General features: G+C 65.8%; 11 protein-coding genes and 3 pseudogenes. 7 read left to right on the plus strand and 7 right to left on the minus strand.

Annotated elements, in window-relative coordinates:
- Positions 1-799: 799 nt before the first annotated feature.
- Together AD72_RS37990 and AD72_RS38315 are read right to left on the minus strand one after the other, a co-directional pair.
- Positions 800-1072 carry an aldo/keto reductase gene (locus AD72_RS37990; protein WP_255357218.1) on the minus strand — a complete coding sequence of 91 codons (273 nt, stop codon included), beginning with the start codon at positions 1070-1072 and terminating at the stop codon, positions 800-802.
- Positions 1073-1157: 85 nt separating this feature from the next.
- Positions 1158-1651, minus strand: a pseudogene (locus AD72_RS38315) (aldo/keto reductase); the annotation flags it as partial.
- A 152-nt stretch (positions 1652-1803) separates the two neighbouring features.
- On the opposite strand from AD72_RS38315, the pseudogene AD72_RS38000 reads away from it, so the two are divergent.
- From AD72_RS38000 to AD72_RS38350, 5 genes and pseudogenes are all read left to right on the plus strand, one after another.
- Positions 1804-2217, plus strand: a pseudogene (locus AD72_RS38000) (helix-turn-helix domain-containing protein); the annotation flags it as partial.
- A gap of 119 nt (positions 2218-2336) precedes the next feature.
- Complete coding sequence (locus AD72_RS38005; RefSeq protein ID WP_255357221.1) at positions 2337-2756, plus strand: MmyB family transcriptional regulator; 420 nt, start codon at positions 2337-2339, stop codon at positions 2754-2756.
- 168 nt (positions 2757-2924) lie between these two features.
- On the plus strand, positions 2925-3323 hold the full coding sequence (locus tag AD72_RS34430; RefSeq protein ID WP_031470843.1) for a Rossmann-fold NAD(P)-binding domain-containing protein: 399 nt from the start codon (positions 2925-2927) through the stop codon (positions 3321-3323).
- A gap of 53 nt (positions 3324-3376) precedes the next feature.
- Positions 3377-3508, plus strand: a complete 132-nt coding sequence (locus AD72_RS38010; RefSeq protein ID WP_255357220.1) for a hypothetical protein — start codon at positions 3377-3379, stop codon at positions 3506-3508.
- Positions 3509-3678: 170 nt separating this feature from the next.
- Positions 3679-3819: pseudogene (locus tag AD72_RS38350) on the plus strand (hypothetical protein); the annotation flags it as partial.
- A gap of 17 nt (positions 3820-3836) precedes the next feature.
- Here AD72_RS38350 and AD72_RS38355 read toward each other — a convergent pair.
- Positions 3837-4595: a class I SAM-dependent methyltransferase gene (locus tag AD72_RS38355; RefSeq protein ID WP_197285172.1), complete on the minus strand. Its 759-nt coding sequence runs from the start codon at positions 4593-4595 to the stop codon at positions 3837-3839.
- 218 nt (positions 4596-4813) lie between these two features.
- Positions 4814-6460, minus strand: a complete 1647-nt coding sequence (locus AD72_RS34440; protein WP_051899331.1) for an alpha/beta hydrolase fold domain-containing protein — start codon at positions 6458-6460, stop codon at positions 4814-4816.
- Between the two features lie 333 nt (positions 6461-6793).
- On the opposite strand from AD72_RS34440, the gene AD72_RS34445 reads away from it, so the two are divergent.
- Positions 6794-7651, plus strand: a complete 858-nt coding sequence (locus tag AD72_RS34445; RefSeq protein WP_037348404.1) for a helix-turn-helix transcriptional regulator — start codon at positions 6794-6796, stop codon at positions 7649-7651.
- An 18-nt stretch (positions 7652-7669) separates the two neighbouring features.
- Here the strand turns inward: AD72_RS34445 and AD72_RS34450 are convergent, their stop codons facing one another.
- From AD72_RS34450 to AD72_RS34460, 3 genes are read right to left on the minus strand one after another with little or no spacing between them, the layout of a single operon-like run.
- Positions 7670-9016: an MFS transporter gene (locus AD72_RS34450; protein WP_051899332.1), complete on the minus strand. Its 1347-nt coding sequence runs from the start codon at positions 9014-9016 to the stop codon at positions 7670-7672.
- Positions 8985-10103: an Ldh family oxidoreductase gene (locus tag AD72_RS34455; RefSeq protein ID WP_051899333.1), complete on the minus strand. Its 1119-nt coding sequence runs from the start codon at positions 10101-10103 to the stop codon at positions 8985-8987. Before AD72_RS34455 ends, AD72_RS34450 begins: the two co-directional genes overlap by 32 nt.
- Complete coding sequence (locus tag AD72_RS34460) at positions 10100-10675, minus strand: HD domain-containing protein (protein ID WP_031470849.1); 576 nt, start codon at positions 10673-10675, stop codon at positions 10100-10102. The genes AD72_RS34455 and AD72_RS34460 overlap by 4 nt, the downstream gene beginning before the upstream one ends.
- Before the next feature lie 138 nt (positions 10676-10813).
- Here AD72_RS34460 and AD72_RS34465 point away from each other — a divergent pair, with 138 nt between their 5' ends.
- Positions 10814-11533 carry a GntR family transcriptional regulator gene (locus AD72_RS34465; protein ID WP_051899334.1) on the plus strand — a complete coding sequence of 240 codons (720 nt, stop codon included), beginning with the start codon at positions 10814-10816 and terminating at the stop codon, positions 11531-11533.
- Positions 11534-12281 lie beyond the last annotated feature (748 nt).

Raw genomic sequence — 12281 nt, forward strand, 5'->3', positions numbered from 1 at the left:
GGATAACGGTCATTTTCCACGACTACTCCAAGATCCGGTGATGCGGGCGAGTCCACCCCACCTTCCTACCCCGAACGGCGGATTGGTGCAACTTTTTGTTGCCGCAAGATGGCAGGGTTTCCCATCCGGTTCGTTGTGTCGCTTTCCGCTGGCAGTGCGCCTCCGCGTGACCTCAAACCGCAACGAGGCCCGGAGGTGCGGCCGCGCCGTGCGAAGCCGGTCGTGTTGTGGTGGCGCGGACGCTCGATGATTGCGGTCGACCCGTTTACCGATAGCCATCACGATTGGTTATCCGCGTCGTCCTCGGCTTTCAAGCGGGACAGGGTTCGTGAGCTGGCGGTTGCCCGGTAGTGCCAGTCGATCAGCGACACCATCGCCACACTCCTGGCCGCCACCAGCGACGGGCCCGGGTGATCCGGAAGCTCACACCCCGTACCGCCGCTTCGGGCGGGGTCCCGTAACGCAGCTGTTTGCGCAACGCGGAATCATCGACACCAACGACGTCCGTCTTGCCGTGCGGTGGGCCGGGATGAACGCAAATCTGCCCCAGCACCGTATCCCGGCCACACGCTGTTCCGAGCGTGGCCGCCCGCTGTGGTCCTGCCCGGCTCACCCGAGGTGCGGCCACAGCACTCCTTGACTGTCCACAATGCACAGCCATGCGCGACCATCTGCACAAAGACGCCAAAGAAGCCGCAGGCGGCGCCCCTGACCGATGCCGTGTACGAGAGTTCGGCCGTCGGATGCGACGGACGAATCTCCCGTTTCTCTTCGCGGGGTCTCTGCTCGTTGACGGCTCCTACATGTCGTGTTCCCAGCTGCCGCGTGTGTCGACGTCCGTAGCCTCGGCCAGCGCCTCCAGCTCCGCGATGTCGTCGTCGGCGAGTTCGATATCAAGGGCTCGGGTCAACCCGTCGATGTGCTCGGCCTTCGTCACGCCGATAATCGGGGTGGTCCCCTTGGCGATGGCCCAGGCGGTGGCGACGTCGGCGGCGGACGCGCCTCGGCCCTCGCCGATCGCCTTCATCTTGTCCGTCAGTGCCTGTAGCTGGGGCAGGATGCCGTTGTACACGGCCGCTCGGCTGGTGCCCAACCGGTAACGGTTGGGCCGGGCTGTACCTGCCGGTCAGGGCGCCTTGCTCGAGGACCATGTAGGAAAAGAACCGCACGTCGTGCTCGCGGCAGTAGTCAAGAATGCCCGCGCGCTCAGAGCTGCGGTACAGGAGACTGTAGTGGTTCTGGACTGCCTCCACGTGGAAGCCGGCGTCGCCGAGGATCTCGTCGGCGAGAGCGATCTCGGTCATGTTGTGGTTCGAGACGCCGACGTGCTTGATCCTGCCGCTCTGCAGCAGCGGGATCAGGAGTGGCGTCCAGCGGGCCACGTCGGCAGGATTGTGGATCCAGTACAGATCCACATAGTCCGTTCCCATTCGGTCGAGGCTCTGGTCCAGCATGTCTCCGAGTGGCCCATGCCGTATACCACCGCAGTGTCCCACAGGGTGAACCCGTTCGATTGCGCTTTCTCGACGACCTCTCGCAATCCGGACGCGGTCAGCTGGCTGCCGAAATAGCCATCGCCCGCCTCGCCACTGTCTCCCCAGGCCCACGTACCCAGCGCCACCGCTGGCGCCGTCAGTTTCTCGCGCGTCATGTCCCTACCTTCATTCCGTCATTACCATTGGAATCGTGTCGCATCGTTCGATACCCAGAAGACCGCGATGGCCGTCCCAGGGGAAGGTTGCGTTTATCGGGGGTATGAGCTCAACCCCCCTCGCGCGGTGATCAGAGGCTACCGTGGAGGACATGGACCAGCAGCCCGGCAACCGTGACGAGATTCGGGACTTCCTTGCCAGCCGGCGTGCCAGGATCACCCCGGTGCAGGTCGGACTGCCGGCCAGCACCCGTCGTCGGGTCGCCGGCCTGCGGCGTGAGGAGGTCGCCGTCCTTGCTGGCGTGAGCACGGAGTGGTACACGCGGCTGGAGAAAGGGCACATCGGCGGCGTGTCCGAGGAGGTCCTCGACGCAGTTGCTCGCGCCCTGCGACTGGACGATGACGAACGCACGTACCTGTTCGACCTGGCCCGGTCATCGCGGCCTGCGAGTTGCACGCGATCTCGTCGCCGGGACGTCGAAGTCCCGCCCCAAGTGCAGTGGTTGCTGGATTCCATGACGATGTCCTCGGCGTTCGTACGTAACGGCCGCACCGACGTCGTCGCCAGCAACGCCCTGGCCCGGGCCGTGTACGCGCCGATGTTCGACAGCTCTACCGTCGACCAGCGCGGCCACCCCAACATTGTCCGCTACATCTTCCTCGACCCCGGTGCGCACGATTTCTTATCTTCCTCGACCCCGGTGCGCACGATTTCTTCGTCGACTGGGACGCCGCCGGCAATGCCACTGCGGCCCTGCTGCGCGCAGAGGCCGGACGCGAGCCCCACGACCGGCCGCTGCGCGAACTCATCGGCGAGTTGTGCACGCTCAGCCCCGAGTTCCGCGACTTCTGGGCCGCGCACGACGTCTTGATCCGCCACGATGGCATCAAACGACTCCAGCACCCCGATGTCGGCCACCTCGAACTGACTTTCCAATCCCTCGACCTGCCCCTGTCCTTCCGGGCCGTACACAACCTGATCACCTACACCGCCGAACCCGGCACCGCTTCTGAAGATCGGCTCAAACTCCTCGCCAGTTGTACAGCTACGCCGTCTCCGGCAACAGGGCCCACCCGCGGCTCCCCTCAGCACGAACCGCCGTGATCCCCCGGTTCACCCGGCCGCGCCGGGACTCGCCCCTGAATGTCGAGGCGCTGGCCCCACTGAGTGACCAGGTGATGGGCGAGCGTTACACCCCGGCGCGCACCGCTGAGGTCGCCCGAGGTTAGCCGCCGCGCTCACCGACGCCTTCGCTAGCGCCGAGGTGTCTACATGATGGTCCTGCCCAACTACAGCCCGGACTTCCAGCGCATCAGCGTCGACGCCATGACCGCGGCGCTCTCGAGCACCGGAGTCCGGCTGGTGGTGGTCTTGAGTAGCTGCGGTGCGGACAAAGCAGCCGGCGCCGGCCCAGTAGTCGGACTGCACCACTTCGAGCAACAGATCAACACGCTCGACGCCGTCGTGCCCCGCCTGCGGGCAGGCTGCTTCATGGAGAACCTGCTCAGCCAGGTCGAGACCATCCGCCGCGCCGGGGTTATCGCCGCGCCGTTCGATCCCGATGTCGCGATGCCGTTCATCGCCACCACCGAGATCGGTCGGGCTGCCGCCTACAGCCCGCTCACCCCCGATCTCCGCATCGGGCATTCTCGAGCTGCTGGGCGAATGTGACCTGAACATGGCCGTGGTCACTAGGTCATCGCAAAATCGCTGGCCTGCCGCAATTGCACTACGTGCAACAGGCGGTCGAGGAATTCGCCGCAGCCCAGCGCCGCGCCGGGGTTTCGCAGAACGTCACCGGACTCATGGTCGAGGTCGTGCACGCGATCGACTCGCGGCACACCACGACGCCGTAGCCACGTTCGCCACGCACCACCACCCCGACCAGCATCGAAACGTTCGTCGCCGAAACGCTCGTACCGTAGCTTCAGGCGGCGCTCGCCACCAACGAGAGTAAGCGAGGCGAATAGCCTTGGGCCAATCACTCGATCTCCTGCACGATGAGCGGGCAATCACCCGATTGCTGGTGACACACTGCGCCAGCATCGACGACGGGCGCTTCGACGTCACTGCGAGCCTCTACACAGACGCGACCAGGTGGATCAGCGACGGCAAAACCCTCCACGGAACCGAAGCAATCACCGCATTCTTGACCGAGGCCCCAGGACCTGCACTGTTGTTCGTTCAGTGGGCTCGAGTTCCCTGTTTGCGTGCCCAGCAGGCGACAAGACGCGGTTGTGCGACGGCGTACAGTTCACTGTTCGCGACGGTTTCCAGTTCGTGCATCAGCTCGCTGAAGGTTTCTTCGGGCATCAGCCCGGTCTGCACGGGCAGCTTCGACTCGCGTGCGGTGTACTCCCAGAATCGTTTCTCTTCTCCCCGTAGGTAGACCGGTTCGATGAACTCTATGTCCGGTGCGGCGAGCCCGGCGGACCGGAACACGGCGGGAAGCTTGGTGCCGATCTCGAAATCCAGTCCCATGGCCTGACCGCTGTCTCGGGAAAGCTGCCGGAATCGGTCGTAGATCTCGGTTCGGGGAAAGCTCGTCAATCCACTGATATCGATCTCGAAGGCGACGACCAGTCCGCCCGGCTTCACCAGTGCTGCCATCTCGCGCACCACGGCGACCGGTTCTGTCGTGTGGCTGATCAGTAGTCGGCAGTGAGCTAGATCGAACTCGTCGCGCGCGAGTTCGACTTGTGTCGCGTCGGCCTGTGTCACGGTCACGTTGCCGGTGCCGTCCCGATCGATGTCCGCGGACAGCAACGCGAGTTGTTCAGCGGATTGGTCGACGGCCACGACTTTTCCCGTGGCACCGACCGCCGAGGCCAGCCACTTGCTGGTGGATCCGGTGCCACAGCCGATATCGACCACCTTCGCACCGTCAGAGATGCCGAGTTCTCCCAGTATCCGGCGGGTGTGGTCGCCGTAGACCCGCTCCACGAGCTCAAGCCGCTCGGCGCCCGCCGCGCCCGTTCGCAACACATAAGACACTGCGGTTTCCCATCTTCGAACAGCGACGATTTCCCGCGCTGCGCCGTTGTCACGCCTTCGGGACGTGACGATTTTGCGTCATCGACTTCGATGCTGGCGAGCCACAATAGTGCCTCTTTTCGAAAGGATCCTGCCAAACCGTGCCGACCGGGCTCCCGGCGGACACGCTATGAACTGCCATTGGTCCAGGTTTCACCGAATGCCAGGGGGACGACGTCGATGGGGTCTGTCGCGAGGTTGGCTGTCAGTTGTACCGGTATGGCGTCTCCGGGGGTGTGGTGGACCGGGATCACGGTCGTGACCCCGAGCCAGCGAGCCGCTGTCGCGGCATCCGAAGGTGGTAGCTCGATCACGCGGGTCGCGCCGACCCACAGCCCGCCGACGCCGAGCACCGCCGTGTGCGGCCGGTAGAGGGTGCCCCAGGTACGGAGGTCTTGGGACAGGGAGGTATCGCCGCCGCAGAACACTCGGGAACCATCGGAGGTGATCAACAGGAATGACTGGGGTTGATCGGCAATGAATCGCCCGTTGACGGTCATATCGGATTGGTGCCGGGCCGGTAGGGACCGTAACGTCACGTCCCGGTGGCGCACCTGGACACCGGATACGGTCAGGGCGATGCGTTCCATGGGGATACCGGCCGCGCGGGCGGGTTCGAGCAGCGCGGTTCCGCACACGAGGATCGCCTTCGCCGCTGCGGCGATTTCCAGCGCCTGGCCCCGATGATCGAATCCGGCATGAGTCACGACGACCACATCGACATCGGCCAGGTCGGCGGGTTTGATCGGGCTGTCGGGAAGCCCAGCATGGATGCCTTCGCTGCCGTGGAGGTAGGGGTCGACCAGGATCCTGGTTCCTCGTTCGGTGGTGACGACATAGCCGGCCCAGCCGACCCGCTGGATCGTCAGCGGGCCGAGTGTTTCACCCGCGGGCCGGCGAGCGAGATGCGTGGTGGTGAACGCGGAGATCCTGTCCAGCAGCAGGTTCGCCGCGTCGGTTTCGAGGACGGCGAATCCGTGCGGCATACCGTCGTACAGTTCCAGCTCGATCTCGTTGCCCGCGGCAGAGGCTTGTTCGGCGAACCGTTCTGTGTCGCCCCGCAGTCGCTCGACGGTCCCGCAGGCCATCATGAGCGGCGGCAGGCCAGGACGCACATCGTAGAGAGGGGAAATCTCGGTGGCCGGGTCCGCATCGGCGAGCAAAGCATCGCGGACCTGGCGCAGTTCCTCGTGGGTGACCACGTCACCATCGCCATTGGCGGTGATACTGGCCGATTCGAGGGTGAAGTCCGTGATCGGCGAGACGGTGACCGCCGCAGCGGGTATCGGTGCTTCCTCAGTACATAGGCGCAGCAATGCTTGCAGCACCAGAGTCGCCCCGGCCGAGTGGCCCACCAGAACGATCCGGTCGGCGGGGAAACCCTGCCCCAGCAGGGCATGGTAGGCGGTGAGCGTGTCCTTGAGCGCGGCCGGATAGGGGTGTGCTGGGGCGAGCCGGTAGTGCGGCATCAGTACTGGCCATCCGGTGGCGACAGCGAGCTTGTCGGCGAACGCATTCGCCGGTTCGTCGAATTGGAAGCGACGACCGTGCAGGTACAGGATAACCCCGTCGACAGCACTGTCCGCGGCGGCGACCCATTCGCCAGTCAGATCCCCAGCACGGAACGACGAAGTCGCCGTCGCCCGCGTGGTGTCCTGGCTCGCTGTCAGGCTCAGTAGCACTTTCCCGGTGTCCGTGGCACTACGCACCTTCGCCAGTACATCAGCGATCCGTGCCTCGTCACCGGCGGATCGCGGATGCGTAACGGTCTCCACGAGAGGACTCCTCATTGGCTCATCGGACGGGCGTTCGACAGTCGGCTACGGTGATGTCGGACGTGGGCGCAGCCGATGCCTGCCGCGGGAACACCGCCACCGTGACTATGGCGAGGACAGGCACGTGGTCGGCCGGTGCTCTCATGGTAGATGCCTCTGTCGTTTCGGCATGGTTCGCGCGCTCCGGCACAGCATCGCCCCCGGAATACACACCCCGGGGCCACGGAAGCGACCCCGCGCGTCCCACCGCGTAGTGTGCCTCCCTGGACAGATCGGCACCAGGTAGCGAACCTTCCTGGTAACGCTGGTCACCAGAATCGACGGAGAACAGTCATGGTAATCGAGGACGCTCAGCGTAGGCAGGAACTCGCCGCATTCTTGCGGGCACGGCGCACCGCGCTCGATCCGGCGACGGCGGGGTTTCCCACCACCGGTCGGCGCCGAACCCCGGGGCTGCGCCGGGAAGAAGTGGCCGCGCTGGCCGAGATCAGCACGACGCTGTACACCTGGCTCGAACAGGCACGTCCGGTGTCGGTCTCCGCTTCCGCGCTGACCCGGATCGCCGCGGCACTTGCCTGCGCCGAGGAGGAGACGCAACTGGTCCTCACCCTGCTCAGTGGCCGTCGACCGGCCTCGGAGGCGCGTACCGATATCGATTGTGTGCCCGGGGGACTGTTGAATTTGGTGGCGCTCCACGATCCGGCCCCAGCTTGGTTGATCGGGCCACGGTGGGAGTGTTTCGGACAGAACGAGAGCGCGCGACTGGTGTTCGGTGACTGGAGCACTCTCGATGCCGCGGACCGGGGCCTGCTGACCTTGATGTTCACCGATCCGTTCATCCGGCGACTGTTCCGGGACTGGCAGGTACAAGCCCAGCGGGTACTCGCGGATTTTCGGCTGAGCACGGCGCTGGAAACCGGTGATCCTGTGCTGAGTAACACGGTCGACCGGCTCATCGACGTCAGTCCGGAATTCCGGCAGTGGTGGCACCAGTACCCCGCCCAGACCCGCGGCGAATCGCGCACCACACTCGACCACCCGGAGCTCGGGACTCTGCTGTTCCAGCATGTGCCCATGCGAACCCAGGATGGTTCCGGTATTCGCGCTAGTTTCCTCATCCCAGACGACGAAGCCACCACGAACAAACTGCACGCGACGAACATCCGGCCGAACCTGTTCCGAAACCGGTGACGATCACCGATGAGACACTCACCGAAGACCGGCATCGCCGGAGTACTGCGCGGATGCCGTGATCCATCGCCGTCCCGCAGTGAGCATGATCGCGATGGTGATCACCGCGGCCAGTGCGATGTAGGAGGAGAATGCCAGCGGGGATCCCAGTGCCTCGTTGAGCCCGACGGCCACCAGTGGGGCGGTGCCGCCGAGGGCGGAGGCGGCGATGTTGTAGGAGAGTCCGCCTGCGCTGACCCGGATTCGCGCCGGGAAGATCTGGCTGACGGCCAGTAGCGACGGTACCGCGAGCATGCCTTTGGTGGCGCCGAGCAGGAAGGCGCCCAGGTAGGCCCCGGCAAGGCCGTTGCCCGCGAGAATGAATCCGGGCACGGTGACCACCGCGACCACGGTACAGGCGAGGATGGTGGCCCTGCGCAGTCCGAGCCGGTCCACGAACGGGGCGAAGGCGAGCACGAAGAGCACGGCGGTGGCCGAGGCGGTGGTGTTCGCGCCGTACGCGGCGGACTGGGACAGTGCCGGGTTGGTTTTGAGGAAGGTGGCCAGATAGGAGGTCACGGTGGCGGAGACGATCGACCAGGTGCCGAGGAAGGCGACGAACAGCAGGATTTTGCGCCAGGAGGTGCGGATCGCCTCGAGCACCGGGGAGGACCGCAGTGTGGCTTTCGGTCGGCGGGTCCGTTGCAGTTGCTGGAATTCCTCTCCGTCCTCGGTGTGTCTGCGCACGTAGAGGCCGATCAGTCCCATCGGAAGGGAGAGCCAGAACAGCGTCCGCCAGCCCCAGGAGGTCCACGCGTCCGGTGGCAGTATCGCGGAGATCCCGGTGGCGAGCAGGGTGCCGAACAGCAGGCCGACCAGGGTCATGGCGTTCAGTACGCCGACTGCCTTTGCCTTGCCGCCGCGTGGTCCGTGTTCGTAGACGAAGGCGATCGCGGTGGCGTGTTCACCGCCGGTGCCAAGCGATTGGATGAGCCGCAACAGCAGAAGGAGCAGCGGTGCGGCTACTCCGATGGTCTCGTAGGCGGGGATGAATCCGATCAGTGCGGTGGCGGCGCAGGTGAATACGATGGTCACCGACAGCGCCTTCTTGCGGCCGAGGGAGTCGGCGATGTGCCCGAAGATCATGGTGCCCAGTGGACGGGTCAGGTACGCGATGGCGAACACCGCGTAGGCGCCGAGGATGGCCAGTGCCGCATTGCCGTGCGGGAAGAACCGCTGGGCGATGACGGTGGCCACGACACCGTAGATGCCCCAGTCGTACCATTCCGCGAAGTTGCCCGCCGAGGCAGCGATGACGGTCCGCCTGCGTTCCCTGCGGCTGCCTCGGATGTCCTCAGTGGCGGGTTTCCGCGCTTCGGTGTCCATGGGTTCCCGCCTGATCGTCGTTGATGGGGTTGGGCATGTTCAGTCCGAGTTCACCGGCGATGGCGGCAAACTCGCGAACGGTGTCCTGCTCGATCGGGACTCCGTGTTCGTGCGCGTGCGCGAGGCGTTCCCGTTCGGGATCGCCGGGTGCGAGTACCCGGTCGATGCCCCGGGCAGGCGCGCTCGCGCGGACGTGTTCGGCGATCTCGGTGGCGCGTCCGCGCACCGCGGCGCCGGTCCCGAACACCGCCGTGTTCAGGACCAGATAGGCATTGCCGACCGTGACATCGGCGGTCAGGTCCGGAAGGCCCGCCGAGGTGAACCCGGCGTGCCGGATGTCTTTACTGAGGTGGGCGCCGGTCATGCCGGAGGCCAGCATCTCGACCATCAGGGACAGCGCGGTGCCCTTGTGCCCGCCGCTGGCCAGCACGCCACCGGCCAGTGCGGCGCTTGGGTCCGTGGTCGGGATGCCCTCGGAATCCACCGCCCAGCCCTCGGGCAGTTCCCTGCCCTGTGCCTGGAACAGTTTGATCCTGCCCCGGGAACTGACCGACTGGGCCATGTCCATGACCAGTTCGGGTTCTTCGATTCCCGGTGCGGCGAAGGACATCGGGCTGTTCCCGAGCCGTGGTCCGCGCCCGCCGAAGGGTACGACGGACGGTGAGGTGCTGCTCATCGCGATGGCGAGGAAACCGTGCCGGGCCGCGTATCGGGTGAAGTAACCCGCGGCCCCGAAATGCGCGACCCTGGTGACCCCGCCGAACGCGATCCCGGTCTCGGTGGCCTTGGTCATGAGCCGGTCGAGTGTGCGGATGCCTACGGGGACACCGAATCCGCGGTCCGCGTCGACCAGTACCGCCGAGGGGGATTCGGAAAGGACACGTTCCCGTGGTGCCGCGTTGACCTGCCCAGAGGCGAGCTGGGCGAGGTAGGGTCGCAGCCGGGTGAGCCCGTGGGTACCGACCCCGGTCGCGTCCGCTATCACGAGGGAGCGCGCAAGCTGTGTCGCGTCCTGTTCGCGCATTCCGTTGGCCTGAAAGGCTTCCCTGGCGAAATCGGTGAGCTCTGGCACGGTGTAGGTTCTCATGGGCGCCTCTTGCAGAACAGCCGCTGCCCGGCGTCGAGCAGCTGCACATCGGAATCGGCGAAGTCCGCGTAGTGCACGATCACCGCCTCCTGGGTCTGCGGAAGCACCGTGGAATGCGGGGTGTGCGCGATGACCGCGTGCACCAGATCCTCGGCCATACCGGCCTCGAGCATCCAGTGCGCGCCGAGGAAACCGTGCTGGAACCGGCGTCCGCGCACCGACCACCTTCCCGTGCCGTCCGGGGCGGGTTCGAACTCGTGGACCTTGCACACATCGTGGAGCAGGGCGATCGCCAGTACGGCGTCCCGGTCCACCGGCACACCGTGCAGTTCGGTGACCGTGTCGGCCATCTGCGCCGACATCCGGGCCACCGACCTGGAGTGCACGGTCAGCGTCCGGCGGCTGGGCAGATCGACCGATTTCGGCACCTCCGCCAGCCGTTCCCAGGCGCTCGATCGCCAGGCGCGCAGCCACACCTCGAGGACACTGTCCCGTAGTTGTTTTCCGGTGATCTCGTCGATCTCGGGCAGCAGCCCGAGCACGAGCGAGGCACTTCGTGACTCTTCGGTCATGATCACCAATCTGTCGCCAGTTTCTATCGAATGCCAGGAAGATTACGAGAAGATGAGGTAGGAACGCAAGCAAACTGGCGACAGATTGGTGGGCGATCACTCGGCCCGCAGGCCGGGGAGCGGCGATAAGGTGGGGTCATGCACGCGCGGGAACCGGCAGCGGGGATCACCGAGGCGCTGGAGCATTCGCCGAGCCTGGACGGCCACGGCGAACTGGTCCGGCAGATGACGAGCACGCTGGCCAGGGAGATCATCGAGGGGGAACTGCCGAGTGGATACCAGCTGACCTCGGCGGAACTGGGCAGACGTTTCGGTACCAGCCGCACCCCCGTGCGTGAGGCACTCGGACTGTTGCGCCGGGAAGGGCTAGTGGAGATCGAGCCCAGACGCCGTCCGCGAGTGGCGACACTTTCCCTGGCCGAGGTACGCGATCTGTACGAGATCCGATCGGGGCTGTACGCGCTGGTCGCCGGTGCCGTGGTGGACCGGGCCACGGACGAGGAGATCGGCTCGCTCGACGAACCGCTCGCGCGGTTACGGCAAGCCCGCGATGCCGGGGATCCGCGCGCATACTTCTACGCCACAGTGGAATTCCGCAGGATGGAGGCGGAGATCTGCCCCAATCGGCGGGTCGGTCCGCTGATGGACTCGCTCGGTCTGCGCATCTACCGGCTGCGCAGTTTCGGGCTCTCGTTGCCCGGCAGGATGGATGTGTCCTGCCGGGATTACGCTTACCTCCTCGACGCATACCGGGAACGGGACCGCGAGCTCGCCGAGGCGGTGACCCGCTCACTCATGTCGAAAGCGCTCGTCGCGATCGAAGAGCACTGGAGTCGCCTCAATGCGCCCCAGGAGTAGCCATGGCGAGGTCGGTGAGGATGTTGCCGAGCCGACGGATGGAGATGTCTTTTGGTCAGGGCGTTCTGCAGGACGGGCTCGGCGCGTTCGGGCTCTCCGAGGGTGACCTAGCAGGGTCCTCGTTCTTCGTCGAGTCGCGAACCTTCGAACCGGAACCACCCACAGGGTTGCGGGTCCTCGAGACGCCGCCTGTGCGAGGCAAGCTCTGTCGGCCTCGACGGCGCCCGAGCGCAGTGCTGGGCGACCGGGGCTACGACCACGGCAAGTACCGTCGGCTGGTCTGGGACCTCGGTGTGAAGCCGTTGATCGTCCACCGTGGCACCGAGCACGGATCCGGCCTCGACACCCAACGCTGGGGCATGGAGCGCGTATTCGCCCGTTGGATGAGTTCGAGCACCGTTCCGTCGTGTGGGTAAGGCGTGACCGAGCGTCGAACCATGGCCCGACCAGGAATCGGCGATCCGCCTCAACACGGTGACCGCGACGGCTAGTGTCTGGCGTTCTGCGGCTGTGAGTTCGGCCAGGCGGGCGTTGAGCCATCGGCCGCTGTGCTCACGTGCCGCGCCCACGGCGGCCAACCCTTCCGAGGTGGGCGTGAACAAGACTCGTCGACCATCCGCAGGACCGCGGTCCCGCACCACGAACGCCCCTACCGCGGTCGGCGCCGGAGGTGCGTCCCGTCTACGCAGCCCAGTGGCGACAGCGGCCGGATCACTGGTTACGCGTGAGCACTAGCTGTTGCGGGACA

It is taken from the genome of Sciscionella sediminilitoris (assembly GCF_000737195.2).
Classification (GTDB): domain Bacteria; phylum Actinomycetota; class Actinomycetes; order Mycobacteriales; family Pseudonocardiaceae; genus Sciscionella; species Sciscionella sediminilitoris.

Coding starts and splice junctions, on each gene's coding strand:
- AD72_RS34430 (WP_031470843.1), top strand. CDS start 2,925: ATGATGGTCCTGCCCAACTACAGCCCGGACTTCCAGCGCATCAGCGTC.
- AD72_RS34445 (WP_037348404.1), top strand. CDS start 6,794: ATGGTAATCGAGGACGCTCAGCGTAGGCAGGAACTCGCCGCATTCTTG.
- AD72_RS34450 (WP_051899332.1), bottom strand. CDS start 9,016: ATGGACACCGAAGCGCGGAAACCCGCCACTGAGGACATCCGAGGCAGC.
- AD72_RS34455 (WP_051899333.1), bottom strand. CDS start 10,103: ATGAGAACCTACACCGTGCCAGAGCTCACCGATTTCGCCAGGGAAGCC.
- AD72_RS34460 (WP_031470849.1), bottom strand. CDS start 10,675: ATGACCGAAGAGTCACGAAGTGCCTCGCTCGTGCTCGGGCTGCTGCCC.
- AD72_RS34465 (WP_051899334.1), top strand. CDS start 10,814: ATGCACGCGCGGGAACCGGCAGCGGGGATCACCGAGGCGCTGGAGCAT.